The organism is Gilliamella sp. X-57 (assembly GCF_057063565.1).
The window spans coordinates 1-25884 of the sequence record NZ_JBXSQI010000020.1; the positions used below are offsets into that span (position 1 = coordinate 1).

General features: G+C 34.7%; 27 protein-coding genes and 1 rRNA gene. 22 read left to right on the forward strand and 6 right to left on the reverse strand.

Features of this window, described 5'->3' with window-relative positions; genetic code table 11:
• Window positions 1-110, forward strand: a 5S ribosomal RNA gene (gene rrf, locus ACYIAL_RS09750); the annotation flags it as partial.
• Window positions 111-247: 137 nt separating this feature from the next.
• On the opposite strand, the gene ACYIAL_RS09755 is transcribed toward rrf, so the two are convergent.
• Window positions 248-541: a hypothetical protein gene (locus ACYIAL_RS09755; protein WP_483751568.1), complete on the reverse strand. Its 294-nt coding sequence runs from the start codon at window positions 539-541 to the stop codon at window positions 248-250.
• 1055 nt (window positions 542-1596) lie between these two features.
• Here ACYIAL_RS09755 and ACYIAL_RS09760 point away from each other — a divergent pair.
• The 21 genes from ACYIAL_RS09760 to ACYIAL_RS09860 all read left to right on the forward strand — a co-directional run bounded on the left by ACYIAL_RS09760 (window position 1597) and on the right by ACYIAL_RS09860 (window position 19215).
• Complete coding sequence (locus ACYIAL_RS09760; protein WP_483751569.1) at window positions 1597-2046, forward strand: SMI1/KNR4 family protein; 450 nt, start codon at window positions 1597-1599, stop codon at window positions 2044-2046.
• A 90-nt stretch (window positions 2047-2136) separates the two neighbouring features.
• The gene (locus tag ACYIAL_RS09765) at window positions 2137-2442 is read left to right on the forward strand and encodes a hypothetical protein (RefSeq protein WP_483751570.1); all 306 of its coding nucleotides are present in this window, start codon (window positions 2137-2139) and stop codon (window positions 2440-2442) included.
• A gap of 459 nt (window positions 2443-2901) precedes the next feature.
• Window positions 2902-3282 carry a hypothetical protein gene (locus ACYIAL_RS09770; RefSeq protein WP_483751571.1) on the forward strand — a complete coding sequence of 127 codons (381 nt, stop codon included), beginning with the start codon at window positions 2902-2904 and terminating at the stop codon, window positions 3280-3282.
• Window positions 3283-3463: 181 nt separating this feature from the next.
• Window positions 3464-3793 carry a hypothetical protein gene (locus ACYIAL_RS09775; RefSeq protein ID WP_483751572.1) on the forward strand — a complete coding sequence of 110 codons (330 nt, stop codon included), beginning with the start codon at window positions 3464-3466 and terminating at the stop codon, window positions 3791-3793.
• Between the two features lie 184 nt (window positions 3794-3977).
• Window positions 3978-4307 carry a hypothetical protein gene (locus ACYIAL_RS09780; RefSeq protein ID WP_174797711.1) on the forward strand — a complete coding sequence of 110 codons (330 nt, stop codon included), beginning with the start codon at window positions 3978-3980 and terminating at the stop codon, window positions 4305-4307.
• A 33-nt stretch (window positions 4308-4340) separates the two neighbouring features.
• On the forward strand, window positions 4341-4571 hold the full coding sequence (locus ACYIAL_RS09785; RefSeq protein WP_483751573.1) for a hypothetical protein: 231 nt from the start codon (window positions 4341-4343) through the stop codon (window positions 4569-4571).
• Between the two features lie 141 nt (window positions 4572-4712).
• The gene (locus ACYIAL_RS09790) at window positions 4713-5042 is read left to right on the forward strand and encodes a DUF7716 domain-containing protein (RefSeq protein WP_483751574.1); all 330 of its coding nucleotides are present in this window, start codon (window positions 4713-4715) and stop codon (window positions 5040-5042) included.
• Between the two features lie 75 nt (window positions 5043-5117).
• Window positions 5118-5510: a hypothetical protein gene (locus ACYIAL_RS09795; RefSeq protein WP_483751575.1), complete on the forward strand. Its 393-nt coding sequence runs from the start codon at window positions 5118-5120 to the stop codon at window positions 5508-5510.
• Window positions 5511-5552: 42 nt separating this feature from the next.
• The gene (locus ACYIAL_RS09800) at window positions 5553-5822 is read left to right on the forward strand and encodes a DUF7710 domain-containing protein (protein WP_174797715.1); all 270 of its coding nucleotides are present in this window, start codon (window positions 5553-5555) and stop codon (window positions 5820-5822) included.
• Window positions 5823-5924: 102 nt separating this feature from the next.
• Window positions 5925-7049: a hypothetical protein gene (locus ACYIAL_RS09805; protein WP_483751576.1), complete on the forward strand. Its 1125-nt coding sequence runs from the start codon at window positions 5925-5927 to the stop codon at window positions 7047-7049.
• A 102-nt stretch (window positions 7050-7151) separates the two neighbouring features.
• Complete coding sequence (locus tag ACYIAL_RS09810; RefSeq protein ID WP_483751577.1) at window positions 7152-7451, forward strand: hypothetical protein; 300 nt, start codon at window positions 7152-7154, stop codon at window positions 7449-7451.
• A gap of 113 nt (window positions 7452-7564) precedes the next feature.
• Complete coding sequence (locus ACYIAL_RS09815) at window positions 7565-7858, forward strand: hypothetical protein (RefSeq protein WP_483751578.1); 294 nt, start codon at window positions 7565-7567, stop codon at window positions 7856-7858.
• A gap of 3 nt (window positions 7859-7861) precedes the next feature.
• Window positions 7862-8410, forward strand: coding sequence for a hypothetical protein (locus tag ACYIAL_RS09820; protein WP_174797718.1), 549 nt, complete (start codon window positions 7862-7864; stop codon window positions 8408-8410).
• A gap of 813 nt (window positions 8411-9223) precedes the next feature.
• Complete coding sequence (gene fdnG, locus ACYIAL_RS09825) at window positions 9224-12292, forward strand: formate dehydrogenase-N subunit alpha (protein ID WP_483748421.1); 3069 nt, start codon at window positions 9224-9226, stop codon at window positions 12290-12292.
• A 15-nt stretch (window positions 12293-12307) separates the two neighbouring features.
• Complete coding sequence (gene fdxH, locus ACYIAL_RS09830; protein ID WP_174797720.1) at window positions 12308-13282, forward strand: formate dehydrogenase subunit beta; 975 nt, start codon at window positions 12308-12310, stop codon at window positions 13280-13282.
• Window positions 13275-13967 carry a formate dehydrogenase subunit gamma gene (locus ACYIAL_RS09835; protein ID WP_174797721.1) on the forward strand — a complete coding sequence of 231 codons (693 nt, stop codon included), beginning with the start codon at window positions 13275-13277 and terminating at the stop codon, window positions 13965-13967. The genes fdxH and ACYIAL_RS09835 overlap by 8 nt, the downstream gene beginning before the upstream one ends.
• A 110-nt stretch (window positions 13968-14077) precedes the next feature.
• A complete protein-coding gene (fdhE, locus tag ACYIAL_RS09840) occupies window positions 14078-14986 on the forward strand; it encodes a formate dehydrogenase accessory protein FdhE (RefSeq protein ID WP_483751579.1) in 909 nt (302 codons plus the stop codon).
• Between the two features lie 198 nt (window positions 14987-15184).
• Window positions 15185-16144 (forward strand): ABC transporter substrate-binding protein, encoded by a 960-nt coding sequence (locus ACYIAL_RS09845; protein WP_174797723.1) that lies wholly within the window; start codon window positions 15185-15187, stop codon window positions 16142-16144.
• 293 nt (window positions 16145-16437) lie between these two features.
• Entirely contained in the window at window positions 16438-17415 is a 978-nt protein-coding gene (locus ACYIAL_RS09850) for an ABC transporter substrate-binding protein (RefSeq protein ID WP_483751580.1), read from the forward strand.
• A 58-nt stretch (window positions 17416-17473) separates the two neighbouring features.
• A complete protein-coding gene (locus tag ACYIAL_RS09855; protein ID WP_174797724.1) occupies window positions 17474-18418 on the forward strand; it encodes an ABC transporter permease in 945 nt (314 codons plus the stop codon).
• A gap of 2 nt (window positions 18419-18420) precedes the next feature.
• Window positions 18421-19215 (forward strand): ABC transporter ATP-binding protein, encoded by a 795-nt coding sequence (locus tag ACYIAL_RS09860; RefSeq protein ID WP_483751581.1) that lies wholly within the window; start codon window positions 18421-18423, stop codon window positions 19213-19215.
• A 251-nt stretch (window positions 19216-19466) separates the two neighbouring features.
• Here the strand turns inward: ACYIAL_RS09860 and ACYIAL_RS09865 are convergent, their stop codons facing one another.
• The 5 genes from ACYIAL_RS09865 to waaA form a co-directional block, all read right to left on the reverse strand.
• Window positions 19467-20015 carry an NADAR family protein gene (locus ACYIAL_RS09865; RefSeq protein ID WP_483751582.1) on the reverse strand — a complete coding sequence of 183 codons (549 nt, stop codon included), beginning with the start codon at window positions 20013-20015 and terminating at the stop codon, window positions 19467-19469.
• 550 nt (window positions 20016-20565) lie between these two features.
• Window positions 20566-21987, reverse strand: a complete 1422-nt coding sequence (locus ACYIAL_RS09870) for a cation:dicarboxylate symporter family transporter (protein ID WP_483751583.1) — start codon at window positions 21985-21987, stop codon at window positions 20566-20568.
• 93 nt (window positions 21988-22080) lie between these two features.
• Complete coding sequence (locus tag ACYIAL_RS09875; protein ID WP_483751584.1) at window positions 22081-23412, reverse strand: CoA-disulfide reductase; 1332 nt, start codon at window positions 23410-23412, stop codon at window positions 22081-22083.
• Between the two features lie 195 nt (window positions 23413-23607).
• A complete protein-coding gene (hemH, locus tag ACYIAL_RS09880; protein WP_483751585.1) occupies window positions 23608-24603 on the reverse strand; it encodes a ferrochelatase in 996 nt (331 codons plus the stop codon).
• A gap of 9 nt (window positions 24604-24612) precedes the next feature.
• The gene (gene waaA / locus ACYIAL_RS09885; RefSeq protein WP_483751586.1) at window positions 24613-25884 is read right to left on the reverse strand and encodes a lipid IV(A) 3-deoxy-D-manno-octulosonic acid transferase; all 1272 of its coding nucleotides are present in this window, start codon (window positions 25882-25884) and stop codon (window positions 24613-24615) included.

The window sequence follows — 25884 nt, forward strand, 5'->3', positions numbered from 1 at the left end:
GGTAATAGCGCGGTGGTCCCACCTGACCCCATGCCGAACTCAGAAGTGAAACGCCGTAGTGCCGATGGTAGTGTGGGTATTACCCATGTGAGAGTAGGGGGCCGCCAGACTTTTAAATTTGAGAGAGCCCAGCAGTGATGCTGGGCTTTTTTGCTTTTAACGGTTTATTTTTTATATCATTATTTTATTATATGTAAAAAAATATACCGAGTTGCTTTATCTGTAGTAGCTTGAACTTAACTTTAATCTATCTTATATTTTTATCTGTTACTGATGTGTATTTAGGTTTTTTTCTTAAATTATTGAGTAAGTTTTTATCATCATCTTTCCACCAATATTCTTTATATATAGTGGGTTTTTTAAACTCATAAATGCTAATTAAACCTAACAAACCTGATGGAGAATCTGCCATGAAATCCCAACCATTCTTTTCAGCACAGTATATTTTTAACCTTTCGTCATACCAAATTTGGTACCCTTTTTTATCTAATATATTGAGTGCAGTGTTTGATATGTTTGAATATTCAGATAATGCCGGCATAAAATCAATCCTATTTCATAATTTCAATCGTTTATTTGCGTGTTTTTTCTTTGTAAGGACTTTCAATTTCTCTTTTTATATTTTTCTATCATCAAAAAAATCTTTATAGTTTATAGCTAGCTGAATATTTTGATTTGCAATATATGGCTCGATTTTGAGTCACTTTTGTCATCCCTATTTTTGCTATTATTTAAACTAAATATTACTGTCAGGTAATATGTCGATTTTTGAATGTGTTAAATCTAACTATGACTAATAGCAAAATTTTATCGACGAGTTTAAATTTTTTTCTGAATTAGATTTTCATTAACTGTGATTTATTTATTTTTAACACAGTACTTCATTTATTTATTCCCAACATTTTTCCCTAATATATTCTATTATTGTAGGAATTAATGGTGTTATTTACAATAATTTGAGAAATTACTGTAATGAGTATAGATAAAGAAAAATATTTGTCACCAATTTGGCTAAACGTTTAACCATTTATAACGAGCTAAAAGCCAGATTGAATATGGTGTGTTAGCCCAATGCTTTTAACCACGGAATATATTTATTTGGATAATGATGAGAATATTAAGGGCTAGGCGTCTATTAGTTAAAAAATGTAGTAATCATTTTATAAATCAAAAAGTTATTTAATATACTTTTCTTCAATCGAATGGAAAAGTAGAAAGCGTGACACGCACTTTAATGGTGATGTGTATAATCAGCAAATAGTTGTTATAAAATATAGAAAATGAAAAGGTTAAGTAGTTTATTAACGTTTATAATACGGTTAAACTACATAAAAGGATTTCGAGTAAAACGCCTTATGTTTTTTTAGAAGATTATTTTAATCATGAAGTGCAAACAATCCAGTGTTTTTCTACATAGCGGCAACTGCGCTTAGTAATTTACTCAATAAAATGACGATATTGGGCATTTTATTTATGTCGAAAAAATAAATCATACTGATAGTATTTGTAGTTTGGCTCTAAGCGCTCTCGGCTGTTTTAAAATGCAACTGCAAGTTAAAGATATCTACCAGCTAGAGAAATAAAACTAAAATTAAAATGAATAAACCAGAATTTAATCATCAAATCAATGAATTAATTGCTATTTTGATATCCAAAGGGTTTGTGATAAAAGGCTATAATGACCAACAATTGGCTCAACTTGAACGCCAATATGGTCATCTTCCTGAATATTATAAAATTTTTCTGTCAAAACTGGGGGTTAATGCGGGTGATTTTATGCTCGGTACAGCCGTGTTATTTCATGAAATTGAAGATATAAACCAAGGAACTTTAGTCTTAATGGCTGAAAACAATATTTCTATTCCCAATAATCTCTACGCTTTTTTATTACATCAAGGTTATTCAAGTCTATTCTTTATGGATAGACATGATGATCCTATGGTCTATTGTTATACAGAAGGTGACGTAATAAAGAATTTAAATTACAGGTTTAGCCAATGTATATCGGCTGAAATAGCATTGTATAAAACGTATCAGACAGAGTAAATGATGTTATTTTTATGCCTTAGCGCCTATTAAAATGATGACAAACCTGTTAGGTACTAAAATCATATTGAATAATAAGGTTATGGTTATATGAAATATACTAAAGATGAATATATTCGATTAGGGCGAACATTACAAACAACAATTATCGATGATCTGCCCAATAATGCTTCGCAATTTACCACTATTGCAATAAATTTTAAAAATCAAAAGTATAGGGTTCTTTACGAAGTTATAAAATTAGTAGATGGTGTGGATTTTTTCGACGAACATGAAACAATTATTGATGAAATTCATGAATTCAATTTGTATCAACAAATGATAGATTATTTAGGCTCTATTGGTATTGATATAGATCAATTGGGGCCAGCAAAAGGATCAAAAATAATATTTTGATTTGGGAAAAGTGATAAAGATATTAAGTTCATTTTTTATATAACATTATTTATTTTACACAATTAGTAAATCAATATCATGCTATTACACAGCAAAATAAATATAGAATAATACAACTGAATTTTAGTGATCTCATGCGTCTGAATGTTCTATCATTATCGCCTAATTATGCGATCACCTACTAGTTAAAATCAAACAAAATGGCATTAGTTTTGGTCATGAAGATAAGATTATTTATTGCCTAGTTATCTTACCATCACTGCTAATATGCAATAAGCTAAAATTTATTCTATTTAAAATAATACTATATAAATTATTATTTTGGCAGAATATATTTGCTTTGCAAACTAACGTGATAATATGGATATTTTTAGTATCAAATTCATATGAAGATGAGAAATAAATACGTAACTATTTTTACTATTCAACCAGTTCCTATACTAGAATCATGGAAAAACAATGAAATATTATGCAAAGCTAATTGCTATAGATCCATATATTGAGGAGCAGGCTACTTTTGATTTTGGTCAATATCAACTTTGCTGTTTTATCAATTCTTCCGCTTGTGCGCTAAATCATGGCAATATTTATCTATTAGAACTTAATTTGTGTTTTATTGACGAGATAAATCCTGAACTATCTAGAGATAAGCATTTTTCTATTATGCAACAAGCTGATACTTTTGTTCATCATATTAATGGTTATCTATTTGAAAATAGAGTAGTACTATCGAATCTTGTGTTTCAAGATGATTTATTTTATGATTTTTCTTACTTAAGTGATGATTTTATTAAGTTTAATGTTGATAGGCTTTCTATTGATATTTTAAATAACAAATAAGCTTTTTAGGATAAAGTATGATACAAATGATATCCAATGTTATAGTAAAGCCTTTACCTCTCAGAAAACCTGGCGAAATCTATTACTAGTTGAAGTTGATGGTGTTGGCTGTAATGAAAAACTGAAAGGGGGCTATTTAGAAGCGGCTTTTAGTTATAATGATGATTATATCTTACTTTTTGTGTCGCAAAATGGTGACGCTTGGGAAGAGATTTTATCTATTTATTTACTTGATTTAAAAAGGAATAAAATTGTCGATCGAGCTAGAATTGGCGGTGGCTACTCTTCTTGGTTTGCTGGGTATGGTATTGATGATATTAAAATTTTATCCGATAATACGATAAGTTTTGAATTTATGTCGCTTAAGGATTCTGATGGTTGGTTGCTCGAACTTTTTAACAAACCTATAAAAACCTTTCAGTTTGCACTTAGATATTTACCTTACATCTCCCGTCCAATTTCTTCCCAACGCTATTTTTTGATCAAAAAGAATAAAATACCACTTAAATAGATAAAATACTAAAATCTTTGTATTGAAATACTAGATAGTTGTTAAGATGAAAAATCATTTATAATGAATTATCTATATATTTTTTGCATATTGGTAATCAATATAGCGATGATCGTTGTTGTGAGTTAGGATTTATCTTTAAATAACAATTCTATTTACCTTACAATATTATTAAAGAGGCGAAATGGTAGCTAAAATCATTCTGCAAGATACGTTCAATGAGCAAGATTTTCTATGGTTTGCCGAAAAGTGGCAGCAAAATGCATCGATCATCATTGAATCAATATTACAACATAACGACGCAAAAAATCGTATTTTTAACTTTGCCTTAAATTATATTCCAGATTCATTTGCCGAAGCAGTGATTGATATTTTTCTGGAAGATAGTGATTTTATTATTAGTGATGAGGATCTGCTAAAATGTGTAAGGCAAGGCTCCATCGGTTTAAAACAGAGCATACGTTATCGAAAAAAGACACCTCAATATATTCTTAATTTATGTAACCAAGAATAATCAACGCATTACTAATATCAAGGAATATAAAAGATGCTAGATTTTTCCTACTTATCAGATCAAAAAGACAGTAAGCCATCTCTTGTTTTAAGTGATAAAAAAGAGCAATTACTTGAGCAAGCTTTTATCGATTTAAAGCGGAAAACTGGCATCATAATTGATGCTTATGGTCGATGTAGAATCTATCCTAATCATCAAAGAATATTAATTAACTTGTTACAAAACATCACGACAACGAAATCCAAAGCTAATCATGTGGCTTAAGCAAGCCGTGCGTGAAAAAGAAGTTATTATTGCTGATGGTGATTAAATGAATACATTACTTATTGAGATATACTGACAATCATTTAATATGCCATTACACTGATATCTACATATTGAAAAGATATTAATTTTTTGGAGAAAATGATGAATTTTATTACTATACGAGATATGCTTTCTAACATAGAAAACATGCCATACAGTTTTTTTTATCTTCCCGCTGATCACTCATCTTGGACACTTGATACCCAAGGAATTTTTAGTCTTGAGGATGAAGATATTTTAGATGATTGTGATTCAAACCTGCCTAAACAAGCTATACAAGAAGGTTGGATACCAACCCTAGAAAAAGCCGAGATTGAAGATATTATTAGTGTGGCTAACAATGAATTAGATAATCCAACATTAGAGGATTTATTTAGCTCTTTTGTCTTTTATTTTGAAAACGATGCTTTCTTACAATACGCTAATTAAGCTAGCTAAAAAATTATGTACTTTGTTTTTGGTCACCGATAGCGTAAGTAAGTTAATCTTTTATAGTATTCAAGTATGATGATTTTTGACAATAAAAAAACAGTTGATTTGCTATCACACTTATCGAATAGACTTAATCAAATAGGGATTTTTTTACAATCGAATATTGCTAGGCAGTTTAAATTAACGGATATGGCTAGTTATGTGCATGTTAATATCTTAAAACAGCGAATTTATCTGCGTTTCAAATTATCAATTAACAGTATGGAACTATTTGATAATGATATTGTTAATATTCGCCTAACAAATAATAAGATACATGTAACTTGCTTTGTTTACTCAAATTATGGCATGGATAAAGTGATGGAATATCAAGATAATATTGATAATTTTGAGTCGACTATTGTCGACAACATTTCTCTTAAATTGTTGTCATGTATTAAATCACATATTAATTTTATTACATAATACTATGTTGCAATGAGAATGGATCAGATAGGATAGCAAAAAATGAACGAAATATGGGTATTTAATGGTGCAGGTGCAAGTTTTCCTGCTGGTGTATTCACCTCGTTAACTGAAGCTAAAACTTGGATTGAAAAACATCAATTAACTGGTGTGTTAACCCGTTATCCAGTGAATACTGGGGTGTATGATTGGGCGATTGCTAATGATTTGTTTACTGCCAAACAAACGTGGCATACCAAGCCTGCTTTTATTGAATCTTTTACTTGTGCCTCAATGGAACACTACCATTTTGAAGCAGGACAGCAGCAATAGCGTTAAAACAAAAACAGTACTAATCATTAAAGCTATTCTGAAAACACTGAGTTATTGACACAATATACCATTTAAAACATTGACAAAGAAAGGAAATAAGTGGTGGAAAAATTTATCATATTACTTAAAAAAAAGGGAATAAATTATTTTATTAAAAACAATAAAATAATCATTGATGGTAATGTGGACTTATATCATACAAATATTAAGGCACTTCCTAATAATTTATCAATTAGTGGACATCTAAATTTAGCTCATTCACATATAGAAGAATTACCTCAAAATTTAGTGATTGGTGGTAATCTAAATTTAAGTTATACCCATATCCAAACATTGCCTGATAATCTATCAGTTGGTGGTGATTTATATTTAGCTTACAGCGATATTAAAACATTACCTAACACTTTTTTTTGTGGAGGCAATTTAGATTTAGACTCATCAAAAATAGAATCATTACCTGATAATTTAATCGTACTTGGTAACTTAATTTTGCAATATACTAAGATAAAAACATTACCTGAACATATCACAGTTAAGGGAAATTTAAATTTATACGATACTCAAATTGAAGTATTACCAACATATTTATCAATTGGTGGAGGATTAGATTTAAGATATACAAATATCACAAGTTTACCGGAAAATTTCTCTATTAATGGTAAGTTAGCATTAAGTGGCACTAAATTAACAAACCTGCCTGAAGACCTTTCTGTTTCTGGAAGTTTAGAACTTGAAAATACCGAAATTAGAACATTACCACGTAATCTGACTGTAGGTGGTGATCTAGATTTATTTCACACGCAAATCAATAAATTATCAGAAAATTTATCAGTTGGAGGTTATTTAAGTTTACAAAATCTAAAAATTAATACCTTGCCTGAAAATTTAACCGTAAATGGAACTTTATACATTGATGCGACAGATATTAAACGATTACCAGAAAGTTTACAGGTAAATCATGTATTGATTTTAGATATCGAAAAAATCGAAAATATTGTTTATTATAAAAATCTTGAAGGGTTTGCTTCAACAATTTTTGCTTGTTGGATCAATAATGAATTTACTATTGTTGCTGCTCGTTTTTTAGGTGCACTTAAAACATTTGAAGAACATGTTGATAAAAATGAATCCTATGAAAATGCAATCAATTACAAAACCGCAGCTAGGGAATGTGTAAAAAAATTAGCTAAAAAACTGAATAAACCTTTTCATCTAACAGCCCATTAGCTGTCTGATAATTATGGTAAAACCTAAAATATTACCCAAACTATTTTGTAAATATATAAGATAATATCTTATTATTCACTGTCTAATAAGGTATTTAAATTTATGGCGCTAGATTTTATTATCGACTTTGACAATCAGCAATCGGCAACATTCACCATGAGCGAAGATCTCCATGGAAAAATATTTAGTACATCAACCTGCTGGAAGAGCCTTAAACAATTAAAAAAAATTCGTGACTATTACACCGTTAATGTTGTGTTTAATGCTAGCAATTTGGCAATATTGATAACTGATTTAACGCAAATTATGCCACAAATTGAAAATTTTACTCCTGAACTGCAACGGATGATCATCACGCTTAAACAAAAAAATATTAAACAATTACGTGTTACTGGTGATTAACTATTTAGTTATTGAATAATGGATATCAAATACTTAGCCATACGTTTTAGTAATAAAACTTATTATGATGGGGATAACACCACTCAATGTCAGCCGAGTTTAGATTAGTATTTATGAATCACACATGGTATCAGCAAAATGCCTGTGAGATTGCCAATAAAATTTTATCATTACCCACTTATATTGCTAAAAATAGCGCATACTGTTTATCAGGCTCATCATATTGGGATAATGATAAGAGTAGATTGTTCGATGTCAGACTATTTTTGGAAGATACTCAAATTTTTATTGAAATAAGTGCTCATCCGCCTAGGATCGAAAAAGATTTAGCTCAGTTATTTACATGGATAAGAAGTCAGACTGAGATTAAAATATTAGATGACGATGGACAAATGTCAGGGTGGTAAGTCATGATCGCATTGAATGCTAACATTATTAGCTATAAATCAATAGGAAATATTCAAATAGGTGATAACATTCTCAGCTATATGGATGAAATGTATCAACGTTTTGACATTAAGTGTCAAGAATGTGAATTGTATTCTCCACCTAGTGAGCAAAATAGATGGTGCTTCTATTCGTTAAACGATGGCACATTGACAATCACTACCACATTTGACGGCAACATTATTGGAATAGGATGCAACCAAAATTATCAAGGCAAATATTTGAATAAATATCAAAATGAGTTATATGCTGGCATTACCATGGAAGAACTATGCTATCTTACTAAGTTTCGACACCTCTTACTTGGTATGTTGATTGTTGATGATGATTATGGTCTATCTTTTACACTACCTTCACCTTATGATGAAATCGCTGACAATTTAGAAGATATCCCCTATGATTTAAAACTTAATGAAATTTACGTCACGGATTATTCTCAATGGCAGCTCAAGCCACAGAAAAAGAAAACCCCGAAAAAACGCCGTATACCCAAACCTTATTCTTATTTTTAGTGTTAGTTTAAAAATGAGTTAATCAAACTAATATAATTATTCAATTGATAACATGCTAAAAAAGCCCTATTGAAGCTGTTCGTCGCCGTAACCCATAAAAAGGAATATTAAACCATCAATGATGGCATTAAACGTCTAGTTAAAGTTGAAGAATCCATTGCGTATAAAACATTCAGCATGATTTTATCCGCCAGTTTTGTACTCTTTATGGGGCACTTACACAACTGTTCACTAGTTAAATTATATTTTTTGTAAAAAATATTCAGGATTCTATACCGTTTCATGATTAATTAAGAAGTCACAGTCTCTATTTGGTAAAACGTATGATCATCATTGTATCAATAAACAATACCAGAAATTCGCCTGACCGCAAATGACTGGGAAATCTGAAAGCGATTGGGACTTTAATAAAGACGTAGTATTTACTTGTTAAATTATATTTTTGTAAAAAATATTCAGGATTCTATACCGTTTCATGATTAATTGAGAAGTCACAGTTTCTATTTGGTAAAACATATGATAATCAGCCTATCTTAGTTAATGTTTTAAATTGGCGATAATAAAATTGCGTTTTTATACTAAAATGCCGTGTTACCTGAAATTTTTTATATCAATATCATTTTTGAGTATATTCAACATAAATCAGGCTGTCATAAATTTATTTTTTTGATATATGTCAAACTTTATGAATTCATATCTGTTTTTCCCTTTATTTCCATGTCATTAAAGATTATCATTACAAATTATAGGGATGTTAATAGATTCCAATATAACAAATCAAATAATGTAATGTCAGCTTTTTAAGGAGTCCATATGCTATTTAACCGTAGACAGTTCTTTAAGATCTGCGCTGGTGGTATGGCAGGAACAACGGTTGCCACACTAGGACTAGCTCCTAATATGGCGCTCGCACAAACTCGCCAATTTAAATTACTCAAATCAAAAGAAACCCGTAATAACTGTACTTACTGTTCAGTTGGCTGTGGAATGCTACTTTATAGCCGTGGAGATGGTGCAAAAAATGCTGAATCATCCATATTCCACGTTGAAGGTGATCCAGATCATCCTGTTAGTCGAGGTTCGCTTTGTCCTAAAGGCGCTGGTGTACTTGACTATATCAAAAGTGAACAACGCGTCAAATACCCTGAATACCGCGCTCCAGGCTCTGATAAATGGCAAAAAATTAGTTGGGATGAAGCTGTTGACCGCATTGCTCGCTTAATGAAAGCTGACCGAGATAAAAACTTTATTGAAAAAAACGAACAAGGAACGACAGTTAATCGCTGGACAACAACAGGCTGGCTTGTTACCTCTGCTGCGAGTAATGAAACAGGTTGGCTGGCATTTAAAGTTGCACGTGCATTAGGCATGCTAAGCCTTGAAACCCAAGCAAGGGTTTGTCATGGTCCTTCTGTATCAAGTTTAGCCGCCACTTTTGGTCGCGGTGCTATGACTAACAATTGGAATGATATTAAAAATGCCAATGTTGTTATTGTAATGGGGGGGAATGCGGCCGAAGCTCATCCTGTTGGTTTTAAATGGGCCATAGAAGCAAAAATTAATAATGGTGCAGAACTGATTGCCATTGACCCACGTTTTCATCGAACGGCTTCGGTTGCCGATCACTATGTACCGATTCGCTCAGGATCTGATATTGCATTTTTGCTCGGTATTATTAATTATCTTATTACCAATAACGAAGTTAACTTTGACTATTTAGTGACCCATAGTAATGCAAGTTTAATTGTTCGTGATGATTTTAATTTTGATGCCAATAGTGGGTTATTTAGCGGTTATGATTCAGCTAATCGCCAATATGATCCAACCAGTTGGGCATATCAAAAAGATGAAAATGGTTATGCGCTTCGAGATAAAACACTCAGCCATCCTCGCTGCGTGTGGAATCTACTTAAAAACCATGTCAGTCGTTATACGCCTGAAATGGTAAATAAAGTGACAGGAAGCCCAATTGAAGGTTTTTTACATGTTTGTCGCTCACTTGCAAGTACCAAAACCCATGATAGAGCAGCCACCTTTTTATATGCATTAGGATGGACTCAGCATACTTATGGTTCACAAATTATTCGTACGGCTGCGATGATTCAGCTTATCTTAGGTAATATTGGCGTAATGGGTGGTGGAATTAATGCATTACGAGGCCATTCCAATATTCAAGGTTTAACTGATGTTGGTTTATTATCAAATCGCCTGCCCGCTTATCTTGATTTACCTAAAGATTCTCAAGTTTCACTCGAACAGTATTTAGAGGAAAAAACGCCCAAACCTCTAGGACCAGACGAAGTTAATTTTTGGGCTAATTACCCAAAATTCTTTGTCAGTTTTATGAAATCAATGTATGGTGATAAATCAACTCAAGATAACAATTGGGGATTTGACTGGTTACCAAAATGGGATAAAACCTATGATGTATTAAGATTCAGTAAAATGATGCGTGATGGTCAAGCCAATGGTCTTATTTGCCAAGGTTTCAATCCCCTTGCAGCGCTACCAGATAAAAATAGTATCCGTAACGGATTATCCAACTTGAAGTTTTTAGTGAGCATTGACCCTATGCCAACTGAAACGGCAGAGTTTTGGAAAAATCATGGTGAATCGAATGATGTCGATCCAAGCCAAATCCAGACAGAAGTTTTTAGGCTTCCTGTAAACTGTTTTGCTGAAGAAAATGGAACTATCGTTAACTCTTCGCGTTTACTGCAGTGGCACTGGGCTGCAGCAAGACCGCCTTATGAGTCATTATATGATCCAGAAATCATCGCTCGTATCTTTCTTAGAATGAAAGAGTTATATGCCGAAGAAGGGGGGGCATATCATGAGCCAATCAATAACTTAGTTTGGAATTATCAAAATCCAGAAGGCCCTGCTGCAGAAGAGCTAGCGCAAGATTATAATGGGCGAGCCCTTGCTGATCTCACCGATGCCAATGGCAATGTTATCCTTAAAAAAGGTCAGCTATTAAGTGGTTTTTCTCAATTAAAAGCAGATGGAACAACTTCATCAGGAATATGGATATTTTGCGGTTCATGGACAGAGCAAGGTAACCAAATGGCAAGGCGCGATCCTAGCGACCCGTCAGGTAAAGGTATTCATGCCGGATGGGCTTGGGCATGGCCGATGAATCGGCGTGTACTTTATAATCGTGCTTCAGCGGATGAAAACGGCAAGCCATGGGATCCCAAACGCGTACTGGTAAAATGGAATGGTTCAAGCTGGGACGGTAATGATGTTCCTGATTTTACCGCAACGTTATCACCAAGTGCTGGAGCGGGAGCTTTTATTATGAATAACGATGGTTTAGGCGGATTGTTTTGTTTAAATCGATTAGTCGATGGTCCGTTCCCTGAGCATTATGAACCGTTTGAAACACCAATTACCAATAATCCATTACATCCAAATCAAGTGAGCAGCCCTGTGGCGCGCGCATTTAAAGAGGATTTGGCTCGTTTAGGAAATGCCAGTGAATTTCCTTATGTTGGTACCACTTACAGTATCACTGAACATTTCCATTTTTGGACTCAACATGCCAGACTGGCTTCTATTACTCAGCCAGAACAGTTTATTGAGCTTAGCGAAAACTTAGCCAATAAAAAAGGCATAAAACTAGGCGATACCGTAAAAGTGACTTCATATCGCGGTTATATCAAAGCTAAAGCTGTTGTGACAAAGCGCCTTCCGACATTAACTGTTGATGGTAAAGAAATCGAGACTATTGGAATTCCTATTGTTTGGGGATTCACAGGTCAGACGAAGAAAGGATTTTTGGTGAATGAATTAACGCCACATTTAGGTGATGCCAATTCACAAACGCCAGAATATAAATCATTCTTAGTCAATATTGAAAAAGTGACCAGTGCGGCATAGGGAGGAAGATAAATTATGTCATTACAAACACAAGATATTATTCGCCGCTCGGGAACCAATTCGTTAACGCCAGCGCCACGAGCACGCGACTACCAACAAGAAGTGGCTAAATTAATTGATGTAACCACATGTATTGGCTGTAAGGCTTGTCAAGTTGCGTGTAGCGAATGGAATGATCTTCGTGCCGAAGTGGGTAATACTGTCGGCGTTTATGATAATCCGGCTGATTTAGAGCCGAAAGCATGGACAGTGATGCGGTATTCAGAAGTTGAGGTTAACGGCAAATTTGAATGGCTGATTCGTAAAGATGGCTGTATGCACTGTTCTGATCCTGGTTGTTTGAAAGCCTGCCCATCAGAAGGCGCTATTATTCAATACGCCAATGGTATTGTTGATTTTCAATCGGAACACTGTATTGGTTGTGGTTATTGTGTCGCAGGTTGCCCGTTCAATATTCCTCGAATTAGTAAAGAAGATAATCATTCTTACAAATGTACTTTATGTGTGGATCGCGTTGCGGTTGGGCAAGAGCCTGCTTGCGTTAAAACCTGTCCAACTGGTGCTATTCACTTTGGTACTAAACAAGATATGATTCGTCATGCTGAAAATCGAATTGTAGACTTGAAAAAACGCGGTTTTGAACATGCTGGTCTTTATGATCCTCAAGGTGTTGGTGGTACTCACGTTATGTATGTTTTACACCATGCTGATCAACCAGAGCTGTATCACGGCCTACCAAAAGACCCTCACATTAGTGAAATCGTCAAATTTTGGAAAGGTATTTGGAAACCGTTATCCGCAGCTGCATTTGTTGCAACATTTGGAGGGTTGCTTTTTCATTACATGGGGGTTGGTGCAATTGAAGTGGATGAAGATGACATAGAACAAGAAGAACAAGCTGATAGGCAAGCGCGAAAACGTTTAGGATTACCCGTTTTTGGTCGCAAAAATAGTGCTAATTCATCACAACAGGAGAATCAACATGAATAAAAAAGGCATGATTTTAAGAACACCACTTATTGTTCGTTTTTGTCACTGGTGTATGGTGTGTCTATTTATTCTTACTGCACTATCGGGCTTATCCCTGTTTTTTCCATCAATTAAACTGTTTGGTTTATTCCTTGGTACACCACAATTAGTGAGGGCATTACACCCAATTATTGGTTGTGTTGTTTTTGTCTTACTGATGTTTATGTTTTTAAAGCTTGCTCGTCATAATATACCTAACAAACAAGATATTGTATGGTTAAAAAACTTTAAAAGCGTCATTATGGGCAAAGAAGAAGGTATTCCAATTGGCAAGTATAATGTCGGTCAGAAGTTTTTATTCTGGTGCATTATGAGCTTAATTTTTGTATTGTGTATTACTGGGCTAATCATGTGGCGCCGATATATTTCTGATTATTTTCCAGTACAGGTTGTACGTATTGCGATATTCTTCCACTCGTTTGCCGCTATTGCTTTAATTTTACTTGCTATTGGCCATGCTTATATGGCAATTTGGGTTAAAGGCTCTATTAAAGGGATGATAACAGGTTACGTATCACGTGCTTGGGCACGAAAAAATCATTCTACTTGGTATGAGGAAGAAATGGAAAAAGTTTATCAAAATGAACTAAATGCAAAGGCCAAATCTGAAGCTGAATCTACAGACGTTGAGCACAAGCCAGCATAGTCGTTCACCTCTATCTGTAATTGTATTTTCCGCTGATAGTTACTATCAGCGGAGTTATCTTAAAAGTAAAAATCAGTGATAAGTGAAATCACAATCAATGAGCATTTATAATGAGTATCAAAATCATCCCTCAAGATCAACTTGAACTACAAGCGACAAACTCAGTTATTAAACAAATTCCATTACTCTTTTATCCATCGCCTAAAACGCTGTATATTCGTCGAGCAGAGCGTTTAACGAGCCTTGCAAACAATAGTCCTATTAGTGATTATTTGAAATTTTGTGCAATAATCGCTGAAAAACAAGCGAATTTAATTAAAAATAAGCCTATAGATATTGATGTATCGTGTTTATTAAACAGCGATCACCCGCCACTTAGTTTAGCTAATTTACCACTTCAAAACACTTGGCAAGATTACTTAACTGCATTATTGAACTCATTTTCTGATACAACGCAGCAAATCACTTTAGTCATAGATCAGCTAAAAAAAAATAGTTCTCTAGAATTACAAGATAAAGCATTGCATTTACTTAAAGGAGAATTTGATCGAGTCGATGGCAATGAAACAATATTTATTTGGTCATCATTATCGGTTTATTATTGCCAACTTGCCAGCCAGATTAAAGGTAAAGCTATCGCAGAAAATACCGATAAACTTTGGTTGTGTCCTGTTTGTAATAGCATGCCAACAGCTAGCGTGATTCAATTAGGTAGCCACAATGGTTTGCGCTATTTGCACTGTAGTTTATGTGAAAGTGAATGGTATGTACCTAGAGTTAAATGTACTTGTTGCGATAACATGAAAGACATACAATATCTCTCACTAGAAAAGGAACTCGCAGCAACAAAAACTGAGTGTTGTGACGTTTGCCATAGTTATCTAAAAATACTTGATCAAGACAAAGACCCTCATATTGAAGCCATCGCTGATGATATTGCCTCATTGATATTAGATATTAAAACAGAAGAAGAAGGTTTTGCAAAAAGTGGTATAAACCCTTTTATATTTGCTAAATAAAAAACTTATATACTGATACCTATAAAAAATAAGTTTTATGGGGATCAGCATATAAAATTTATTCAAAATAATTAATTATTTAAATTATATTGCGATGATGGTATTAGTTTATATAATAATTAATTAACAAATACAACTTAACTTTTTTGATTAATAAAGCTAGAATAGAACCATTGTACTAGTTTACGAGTTCGACTTATGAAACGCTTTATTTTATTAATCATAATTTTGTTTACACCTTTTTTGAGTTTCGCAAATACAATAAAAAATGTCGCTATTACGGCGATTGTTGAACATCCTTCATTAGATCAAATTCGTGATGGTGTTAAAGATGAATTGGCAGAAAACGGCTATAAGTTAAACGACAATTTAACGGTGCAATATAAAAGTGCACAAGGAAGCAGTGCTACAGCAGCCCAAATAGCTAGACAATTTGTCGCCACTAAACCAGACGTCATTGTGGCAATTGCAACACCAAGCGCTCAAGCAACTGCCGCTGCAACCAAACAAATCCCAGTCGTATTTTCCGGCATTACCGACCCTATCGCGGCTAAATTAGTTAAAAACTGGCAACCAACAGGCACAAACATCACCGGTGTCTCTGATTATCAAGAGATGGGTCCACAAATCGACTTTATGAAGAAAATCGTCCCTAATGTCAAATCGGTAGGCTATATTTATAGCCCAAGCGAAATTAATTCAACTGTCGTGTTAAAAAATCTACAAAAGCTTTTATCTCAACAAAATATTGCTTTGTTTGCAGTGCCTGCCCAACGAACTGCGGATATTTCAACAGCTGTTAATACATTAAAAGGTAAAGTTGATTTAATCTATACAACAACCGATAACAATGTTGTTTCAGCTTATGAGTCTTTAGTCAAATTTGCGAATGAAAATAAAATCCCACTTTTAGCTTCGTTCCCTGATGCAATCGAACGCGGAGCTGTTGCAGCATATGGTATGAGTTACTATGATGTAGGACGTCAATCAGGTAAACTAGTTGTTCGAATATTAAAAGGTGAAAAGCCAGGAAGTATTACCCCAGAAATAGGGCAAGCCCTACGCCTTGTCATCAATATTGAAGCTGCTAAAAAACAAGGAATAACCTTGCCTTCTGACGTTATTCAATCCGCTTACAAAGTCATAGGCAATAATTAAGCCCAACTCCACTAGAATAAATCAAGAACTTTGCTCATTTAGTGAAGTGGGCAAAGGGAAAATGGTACAAATCCCCCCCCCTTTTAACCAATTAATATAACCTATAATTCTTGCCATCCAATAACTAGATTAGTATCACTTAACATAGTATGCCGATATGACAGCAAATTACTGATAAGTGTAATAAAATATTTACAGTTATAACGGTTTTTACGCTAGAAAATTATCTATTTTTGCTTTATAGTAGCTCAACATTTAGCTTGGTTGTAAAAAAAATATTACAGGAGTGCCTTATGCGTAATTCTATTATTAAACTTTTTATGCTACTTAGTTTATCGTTTGCAGCATTCTACTCTTCAGCTGATCCTAAAACTGAACAAAAATTTGTTGCTATTACAGCAATCGTTGAACACCCAGCATTAGATAATGTACGCAAAGGTGTTGAAGATGAGTTAAAGGACAATGGTTACATTGCGGGAGAAAATTTAAAATTACAATTTTCAAGCGCACAAGGTAGTAGTGCCAATGCGGCCCAAATTGCGAAACAATTTGTAGCAAGTAAACCAGATGTTATCGTCGGAATAGCCACGCCAAGTTCACAAGCATTAGTTGCGACAACAAAACGCATTCCGATAGTTTTCACTGCCGTTACCGATCCAGTGGTAGCCAAATTAACACCAAGTTGGGATGCATCAAAAACAAATGTGACAGGTGTATCTGATGCCTTATCACTTGATGCTCAAATTGACCTGATGCTAAAAATTAAACCTGATGCTAAAAATGTTGGTTATGTTTATAGTCCAAGCGAAACTAATTCAACCCTCATACTAAAACAATTGCAGGTTGAACTAGAAAAACGAGGTATGAAAATTATTGCCGCTCCAGCCCAGCGCACTTCTGATATATCAACAGCAGCGAGAAGTTTAAAAGGTAAGGTAGATATGATTTATACTACTACTGATAATAACGTAGTTTCTGCTTATGAAGCTTTAGCTAAAGTGGCTAATGAAAGTAAAATCCCACTTATTGCTTCTAATCCTGAATCGGCAGAACGTGGCGCAATTGCCGCTTTAGGTATGAGTTATTATGATCTTGGTCGCCAAGCTGGTAAAATTGTTATCCGCATACTTAATGGTGAAAATCCAGGCGATATTGCACCACAAGTAGGCAATATCACTCAATTAACAATAAATAAAAAAGCGGCTGAACGGCAAGGTGTTATATTATCTGAAAATGTATTAAAATCAGCGACCAAAATTGTCGAAAAATAAATTTACTATTTTCTAACTCAATCGCCAACTTTGGCGATTAACTTTAATGGATTTTTTCATGTCTTTTGAATTTTTATTAGGCTCAATTGGAATAGGACTTATTTATGCACTAGTAAGTTTAGGTGTATTTATCTCCTTCCGTTTACTTGATTTTCCCGATCTTACCGCAGATGCGAGCTTCCCTCTTGGTGGCGCAGTATGTGGATTGTGCATTTATGTAGGCATCGATCCTTGGATCGCAACATTATTTGGTATGCTTGCTGGCTGTTTTGCTGGTGCCATGACAGGAATACTGTATGTGAAGCTCAATATTCTTCAATTATTATCAAGTATTATTGTTATGATAGGGCTCTATTCTATTAATTTAAGGATATTAGGTATAGGGCCTTATGTGATGGATGAAACAACTCGACTAGCTGGTTCACCTAATCTTTCTTTACTTGATGCCAAAACAATATTTTCACCATTTATTGCTGAAGACTACAGTAATCAATATTTTGTACAACCCCTTATGATATTAGGATTTGTGCTTGTATTTTGGATGTTACTAAATCTATTTTTAAGTACCCAAAAAGGACTAGCCTTAAGAGCAACAGGGACTAATCCTCGAATGGCAAAATCTCAAGGCATACCGACAGATAGCATAACCATTTTGGGTATGGCCATCTCAAATGGTTTAATTGCGTTAGGTGGATCCCTTTTTGTGCAAACGCAAGGTAGTGCTGATATTACCATTGGTGTTGGTACAATTGTAATTGGTCTTGCCTCGATTATTATTGGTGAAAGCCTATTCCCAGCTAAACGTATTTGGGCTGTGATGCTAGCCGTTATTTTCGGTTCTATTTTATATCGTTTATTCATTGCTTTTGCACTTAGTAATGAGTTTTTACAAGAAATCGGTGTCGGAACAGAAGATCTCAATCTAATCACAGCAATACTTGTTGTGCTAGCTCTAGTTGTGCCTAAGCAATTAAAAAAACACGCTAAGATAAGAGGGAAGTAAGCATGATTAAAGTAGAACAATTGCAATTAACCTTTAATCGAGGTACTCCTATTGAAAATCATGTCTTACGAGGGTTAAATCTCAATATTAGTCAGGGCGAATTTGTCACTATTATAGGCAGTAATGGAGCGGGGAAAAGTTCGTTGCTTAATGTGATTAGTGGCGATTTACTTGTTGACTCAGGCCATATTGTCATTAATGGTCAAAATGTAACTCGCTGGCCAGCATGGAAAAGAGCTGGTATGGTGGCTCGTGTATTCCAAGATCCTATGGTTGGAACTTGTGAAAATTTAACTATCGAAGAAAATCTTGCTATCGCTTATAATCGTGGACATCGTTTTAGGCTATCTTCAGCTCTTAATTACGAAATCAGATCAATATTTAAAGAAAAATTGGACACATTAAATTTAGGTCTTGAAAATCGGTTATCAGATATGATGGGATTACTTTCTGGTGGTCAAAGGCAAGCTATTAGTTTGTTAATGTCAACTTTACAGCCATCTAAAATATTATTGCTTGATGAACATACAGCAGCACTTGATCCCAAAACTGCACAGTTTGTTTTAGAACTCACCAATGAAATTGTTTCAAAAAATCAATTAACGGCCATGATGGTGACTCATTCAATGAAACAAGCATTAGAGTATGGCACTAGAACAGTGATGCTTCATCAAGGGCAAGTAGTGCTTGATGTATCTGGAGAACAACGAGCTAAATTAACTGTAACTGATTTATTAGATATGTTTGAAAAAACGCGCGGTGAAAAAGTTACTGATGATGCGTTACTTTTAGGTTAACGAAAAATCAAAAAGCAATATTTCTATCAAAAATATTGCTTTTTTATACTTATTGCTACAAATTTTATTCTGGTCACATCGTGTTATGCATCGAGCCATTATATTTACTTCTTATTACAAATTGTAATAAAATAACCTATGTTTGAGTATAAAACGTTTCATAATATCAAAGAAATAATATTAAATTATCAATCATTGAGTCTCAAAATCAATAAATCCAAAAATTCTAATTAGCTATTTTTAATAACCAATTAATATGATTTCAATTGTTGGCGAACCGCCATCAAGGCAAAGCCTAATAAATTTTTACCTTGCCATGTCAAAGGATTATCTATATTAGGAGTATCTTGCGCTAAACCGATTCCCCAAATTTTATCAACGGGACTGGCTTCAACTAAAACTCTTTGTTGAGTTGATGATAAAAAATCAGCTAATTGTCGATTCTGAGAAAATTTAGCGAAGTTACCCTCTATAACAATAGATAAACATTGTTCATCCCATGTTTTATCAACAAATCCTCTGACTTGGCGCCCCAATGACTTAGCAAGGCCTGGGCTGTTAGCTTTAAGAATTTCTTGTAATATCTTTTTATCATCAAATAATCTTGCTTTCGCTGCCATCATATAATGTTCTGCTGTAGCATAATAAATATCATCAACAATAAATCCGCTAGGGTACCATTGGCTAAAGCAAGCTTTGGTAATTATAGAGGAAGGCTCTCTTTGGTTATGCCCCCAAAAATATACATATTTAAACCTTTCTCCTGCTCTATAACGTTGGCATAACTCATCAATATCCACAATCTCTCCTTATGTATAATAAACGATGTATTATCATTGTTATATTTATTAAAAAGTAATAAAAAACGCCCTCAATTGCATAAGAAAGGCTATATAAATAATATTATCATAATGAGTATAAATTTTTGTTTATAAAAATGGCAAGATTAGTTATTTGCTTCAAGCTGCGATGTTTTTCTCTTTTTCTATTGAATATGTTCGCTCAAAAGTTATTGCTATAGCTCGATATCAATCGCCCTTTGTCAGTATTAAACTAATCAATAAGATAAAAATGTAGGTATACGATTAAATGGTTTATTAAAGGTTCTTAATGAACTCATTTCGTTGCGTAAGGATAGGAATTATTCGTGTTATTTATTGTAATTTTTCAACTAATATTTTATCGCATCCAAAGGTTGATATTGCGATTAATCTAGCATCACAATATGCCGATAAATGAGTGAGGTTAATGAGGTAAACAGAGATGCAAGGCTATGCTTTGTTACAAACAAATCATAGCCGATGCGTTAAAACAGAGTGAATATTCCCTTTTTTGAAATAGTTATTGCCGTCAAACTTCTGACGGCTCATTTTCAAGGGTGATATTAGGATCGTTATACACAGCCATATCCATAAGGCCAATTTCACGATCAGTTGCCACAGCCGCTGTCATGGCGCCAGATACATTGGCTAAAGTTCTTGCCATATCAATAATTGGATCCACGGCTAAAACCATCCCAATTAATGGGAAGTATTCAGCCATCCCCATACCAGATAAAACAACGGTTGCGGCAACAGTTGCTGTGCCGGGAATGCCGGCGATGCCGATTGAACCAATAACTACCACAATGACAAGCATAATATAAAATTGGATATTCGTTTCAATGCCAACCATATGGGCTACCATCACGGCAAGTAAAGCAGGAAAAAAACCAGCACAACCGTTCATTCCCATAGTGCTGCCAAGTGAGCCGACTAAATTTGCCGTGCCGGTATTCACTCCCATTCGAACGGTTAACGTTGAAATAGTCATAGGTAGTGAGCCAACTGATGAGCGACTAGTAAAGGCTAATAACCATGTTCCTAATGCTTTTTTGATAAACATGATTGGTGAAATACCATGAATCGAGACAATGGCGACATGCACAATTAGCATAATCAATGTGGCAATATAGATGGCGGCAACAAAGCTTGAAACCTGAATAATAGCCGGTATTCCATTAGAAATAATAGTGCGAGCCAGTAACGCAATGACTGCGTAAGGCATATATTTAATGATTGTCATCGCAATGGACATTACGATTTTGTAAAGTGCTTCGATAAATGTTTTAAAAAGTGCAATAGGTTGTGGATTCTTCTTTTCCATTCTATTGGCGGCAAGCCCCATTAAAGCCGAGAAAATGACTAATCCAACAATGTTTTCATTTACCATTGATGCAATAATATTACTTGGAATTAGATTCACAAAGGTATCAATAATATTAGTGTATTGTTTTGCTTGGGCTTGATGTACAGGGCTTGAGCTTATTTCACCTAAAGCAAATAGATTCGCTAGCAAAATACCGATGGTACAGGCAATGGCTGTTGTAAACAGTAACCAAAAAATCCCTCTAAATGCAATTTGAGGTAGATTTTTTTTGCCCGAAAAGTCGATAATCACTTTAACAATCGATACAAAAATAAGTGGTATCACTAGCATTCGGATAAAGGCAATAAATGCTCGACCAAATAGCCCATACCATGTTGCGGTTTCCTGCATCCAAATGGTTGATGTATCAGGAAAGCCCGCTACAGCTTGAATGCCTAAGCCAAGCACAGCACCAAGGATTAAGCCAACTAACATACGAATTGAAAAATTGACTTTTTTATCTTGTAACGGTTTCATTACCGCAAAAAAACAGATGAGAAGTAGCCCAATACCAATGAGGGTTTGATAATGAGTTATTGATAGGAACTTTTCAAAAAAAGTCCCCTGAAAAATGGCATCTGACATAATTAGCCTCTCTTTTGATAATTCAATTATCTGGTTAACAATCTATATTTAATCACATGACTTGCTGTTTAACTATAAATACATTAATGCTGCTTATTTGGCTATAGAGCCGGCAATATTTAAAATATCCCAAGGTCTGGAAAAAGGTGGCGCATACAGAAAATCCATCATGGCCAATTCATCAATTTTCACATTCGCCCATATAGCCGTTGCTAACGTGTTCACTCTTAATACCGCGCCCTGCCCACCGGCTATTTGTCCACCTAAAATCACGCGCGTATCGGCATGATAAATAAGTTTTGCTGTTACACTTGTTTGTCCAGCAACATAATTACTGTGATTTTTATCTTTAACCATGACAGTTTTATAGGGGATTGTGGCTTTTTTGGCTTCGTTTTCGGTTAAACCAGTGCGTCCGGCTTCGATATCAAAAACTTTTAACGCTGAAGTGCCAATTGTGCCGGGATATTCGCAATGTCCGCCACCTAAATTTTCGCCTACAATTTTGCCAAGCTTGTTTGCTCCTGTGGCGAGCGGGATATATATCATTGAATGGCTAACTTTATGGTAAAGCGCGACGCAATCGCCAGCGGCATAAATATCGGCAATATTGGTTTGCCCTAAGCTGTTAGTGATTATGGCGCCATTTTCAAGTGTGTTGATGCCAAGATCTTTATAGATATCACTATTTGGTTTTACTCCTGTTGCAATAATAACCATATCAGCGGGATATCGTCCTTTATCGGTAATCACATGCGTGACACTGTGTGAGCCTTCAAAGCCAAGTACTCGTTCTTGCAAGTGTAGGTCGCAATGTTGTTTAATATTTTCTTCAATAAGGTCGGTAATTTGTTCATCAAACGCATCGACAAGGATTCTGTCATCCAATTGGATCAATTTAACCTTTTTTTGTAAGGCGACCAGCGATTCAGCGATTTCAAGCCCAATATAGCCAGCACCGACAACAATAACATTTTGGGTGTTTTGGTCTGATAATACGTGTTTGATTGCTAATCCATCGTGCAGATCGCGTAATGTAAAAATGTTTTTTAGCTGACCATTTTTAAAAGCAGGCATAATAGGACTTGCGCCAACCGCCAGTAATAATTTATCGTAGTTGTCATCAAAGCAATGCCCAGTATTGTGATCTTTAATGGTTAATTTTTTTTGATTAACATCAATCGCCATTACTTCATGTAACGTTTTAATTTCAATACCATCTTTTTGAAATTGTTCTGGTGTTCGAGATATCATTTCATTGGCATCAGTAAAGTGGTTACCAATGAAATAGGGTAAACCACAAGCGCCAAACGAGACAATATTCGATTTCTCATAAATACGGATGGTTGCCTCTGGGTTCATTCTTTTGGCTTTTGCGGCAGCACTTGCACCTGCGGCTTGAGCGCCAATGATGATGATTTTCACTTAATTTTCTCCTCAGTGCTCAGATATTCAATTATTAATAATATCCTATCATACGTCATAAATTATTGGGGAGATAGATAGCTATTTAGCATTAATATTTATTAATTTAAAATTTGAATAATTTGAACGTTAACAATTACCAACTTTGTATCATCTTTTTAAGTCAAATGGCTTTTGTCAAAAAGTTTCAGGAAACTATGTGTTTGAGTATAAGTTTTTAAATATAATTGGTTGAGTATGATTGATTAACGCTACGATTAAATTAATCTGTAAGTCGCTTTCATTTAATGCGGGGATATAATAAAACGTTTTTCCGCCTGCATTAAAAAACAGTTCTCGATTTTCTTCATCAATTTCATAAAGGGTTTCAATACAGTCTACCGAGAACCCCGGGCAGATGACGTGCACGTTTTTAACACCACTTTGTGCCAATGCTTGTAGTGTGTCGCTGGTACTTGGCGTAACCCATTTACCTTTACCAAATTTTGATTGATACGCCATTTGGATTGGTCGATTTATACCATTTGCTCGACATTTTTCGATTAATAACTGCGTGGTCATTTCACAACGTTCAATGTAATCCTCTTTTCGTTTGTGAATATAACGCTCTGGGATACCATGATAAGAAAGTACGAGCACTTCAGGTTCTCCTTGATCTTGAAAAGCCTGTTTAATTTGTAAATAAAGTGCATTGATATAGCTTGGATGATCAGCATAATCACGAATATAACAGATATTATCAATGATTTGATCAGAGGCAATAATCTGTTTGAGTTTATCAAGTACTGCAAGAGTTGTGGTTGTGGAATACTGCGGAAAGAGTGGTAATACGGTAATTTTTGAACATGATCGAAGGTTATTCAATGCCGATTGAATATCCGGTTCACCATAAGTCATGGCTAATTCACATTGTATATTCGGTAAATGACGTTGTAATTTATCACATAATAATCGGCTATAATGCAATAAAGGTGATGCGCCATTTATCCAAATTTTTTGGTAATGGTGAATAATATAAGGTACTCGTTTTGGTATCACAAAGTACTTTAAAATGGGAGACCAAAACAGCTTTGGCAAATCAACCACATGCCGATCGAGCAAAAACTCGGTTAAATACTGCTTTATTGCATCTGGCGTTGCCGAACTTGGCGTGCCTAAATTAACCAATAATAGACCTTGTTTTTTTTCCACAAGCAATCCTTATTTTGCGCAAAGATAATGGTTGATAATGTTAAGCAGCCGATCTAGTGCCCCTTGATTTTGTTTTAATACTTGATATGCCTGTTCGCCAATTTGCTGACTATTACTTTTATTTTCCAAAAGCGTATTAACCGCTGAATAAAGAGCGTCTGCTGAGCTAGTACAAATGATCATCCCGTTAGCTGAAATGAGCTGTTCACAAATAACTTTAAAATTGAAAAAGTGCTCGCCACTAATGATTGGGATGTGGTGAAGTGCTGGCTCTAATGGGTTATGCCCACCATGCTTCACTAAACTACCACCAACAAAGGCAATATCGGCAATGCCATAAAGTTCTATTAACTCTCCCATTGTATCGCCCAAAATGACTTGTGTTTGTTTAGTCGGAACTTGGTTGCTACTGCGGTTAATATAATTTAACCCACGGTCATTAATTAATTTTTCGACGGTTTTAAAGCGTTCAGGGTGGCGGGGAACAACGATTAATAACAAATCAGGGCATGTTTTTAATAATCGTTCAAAGGCAGACAAGATGATTTCATCTTCGCCACTATGTGTACTTGCAGCAATAAAGACAGGGCGATTTAATTGCCATTGTTGTTTTAGCATTGCAATTTTTTGCTGCTGTTGAGCCGTTAAATCAATATCAAATTTAATACTGCCGGTTATGGCTAAATGATCACTCGGCAAACCCAGTGATACAAAACGCTCACCGTCTTGCTTATTTTGTGCGGCAATGGTGCTGATTTTTGATAGTAAATGGCTAATCGCTCGTCCTAGTTTGCGATATCGGTTAGCTGATCGTTCTGATAATCTAGCGTTGGCAAGAACCAGCGGAATATTTCGTTTGTAACACTGACAAATAAAATTAGGCCAAAGCTCAGTTTCCATAATAATCACTAATTTTGGCTGAACTATTTTTAAAAAACGATTTATTGCGCAAGGTAAATCATAAGGTAAATAGACATGATGAACACTATCACCGAGTAACGATTTCACTCGCTCTGAGCCTGTTGGCGTCATTGTGGTCACAGTGATAGGTAAATTAGGATATTGTTGTTGCAATGCTTTGATTAGTGGAATAGCGGCAATCGTTTCCCCCACTGATACGGCATGCAGTAAAATACCGTTAGATTCAACTTTATTTTGGCAAAAACCATAGCGTTCAAGCCAACGCTTACGATAAGCGGGCGCTTTACAGCTACGCCAAAGTAGCCTTAGCCAAACAAAGGGTTGAATCAAATATAATAAAACAGTATATAAAATTTGCAT

What these genes read in the sequence shown, in the direction of transcription:
- ACYIAL_RS09850 (WP_483751580.1), top strand. Translation starts at nt 16,438, where the DNA reads ATGCGTAATTCTATTATTAAACTTTTTATGCTACTTAGTTTATCGTTT.
- ACYIAL_RS09765 (WP_483751570.1), top strand. Translation starts at nt 2,137, where the DNA reads ATGAAATATACTAAAGATGAATATATTCGATTAGGGCGAACATTACAA.
- ACYIAL_RS09780 (WP_174797711.1), top strand. Translation starts at nt 3,978, where the DNA reads ATGGTAGCTAAAATCATTCTGCAAGATACGTTCAATGAGCAAGATTTT.
- ACYIAL_RS09860 (WP_483751581.1), top strand. Translation starts at nt 18,421, where the DNA reads ATGATTAAAGTAGAACAATTGCAATTAACCTTTAATCGAGGTACTCCT.
- ACYIAL_RS09845 (WP_174797723.1), top strand. Translation starts at nt 15,185, where the DNA reads ATGAAACGCTTTATTTTATTAATCATAATTTTGTTTACACCTTTTTTG.
- fdxH (WP_174797720.1), top strand. Translation starts at nt 12,308, where the DNA reads ATGTCATTACAAACACAAGATATTATTCGCCGCTCGGGAACCAATTCG.
- ACYIAL_RS09790 (WP_483751574.1), top strand. Translation starts at nt 4,713, where the DNA reads ATGATGAATTTTATTACTATACGAGATATGCTTTCTAACATAGAAAAC.
- ACYIAL_RS09820 (WP_174797718.1), top strand. Translation starts at nt 7,862, where the DNA reads ATGATCGCATTGAATGCTAACATTATTAGCTATAAATCAATAGGAAAT.
- ACYIAL_RS09800 (WP_174797715.1), top strand. Translation starts at nt 5,553, where the DNA reads ATGAACGAAATATGGGTATTTAATGGTGCAGGTGCAAGTTTTCCTGCT.
- ACYIAL_RS09785 (WP_483751573.1), top strand. Translation starts at nt 4,341, where the DNA reads ATGCTAGATTTTTCCTACTTATCAGATCAAAAAGACAGTAAGCCATCT.
- ACYIAL_RS09755 (WP_483751568.1), bottom strand. Translation starts at nt 541, where the DNA reads ATGCCGGCATTATCTGAATATTCAAACATATCAAACACTGCACTCAAT.
- fdnG (WP_483748421.1), top strand. Translation starts at nt 9,224, where the DNA reads ATGCTATTTAACCGTAGACAGTTCTTTAAGATCTGCGCTGGTGGTATG.
- ACYIAL_RS09815 (WP_483751578.1), top strand. Translation starts at nt 7,565, where the DNA reads ATGAATCACACATGGTATCAGCAAAATGCCTGTGAGATTGCCAATAAA.
- ACYIAL_RS09770 (WP_483751571.1), top strand. Translation starts at nt 2,902, where the DNA reads ATGAAATATTATGCAAAGCTAATTGCTATAGATCCATATATTGAGGAG.
- ACYIAL_RS09760 (WP_483751569.1), top strand. Translation starts at nt 1,597, where the DNA reads ATGAATAAACCAGAATTTAATCATCAAATCAATGAATTAATTGCTATT.
- fdhE (WP_483751579.1), top strand. Translation starts at nt 14,078, where the DNA reads ATGAGTATCAAAATCATCCCTCAAGATCAACTTGAACTACAAGCGACA.
- ACYIAL_RS09810 (WP_483751577.1), top strand. Translation starts at nt 7,152, where the DNA reads ATGGCGCTAGATTTTATTATCGACTTTGACAATCAGCAATCGGCAACA.
- ACYIAL_RS09835 (WP_174797721.1), top strand. Translation starts at nt 13,275, where the DNA reads ATGAATAAAAAAGGCATGATTTTAAGAACACCACTTATTGTTCGTTTT.
- ACYIAL_RS09855 (WP_174797724.1), top strand. Translation starts at nt 17,474, where the DNA reads ATGTCTTTTGAATTTTTATTAGGCTCAATTGGAATAGGACTTATTTAT.
- ACYIAL_RS09870 (WP_483751583.1), bottom strand. Translation starts at nt 21,987, where the DNA reads ATGTCAGATGCCATTTTTCAGGGGACTTTTTTTGAAAAGTTCCTATCA.
- ACYIAL_RS09795 (WP_483751575.1), top strand. Translation starts at nt 5,118, where the DNA reads ATGATGATTTTTGACAATAAAAAAACAGTTGATTTGCTATCACACTTA.
- waaA (WP_483751586.1), bottom strand. Translation starts at nt 25,884, where the DNA reads ATGCAAATTTTATATACTGTTTTATTATATTTGATTCAACCCTTTGTT.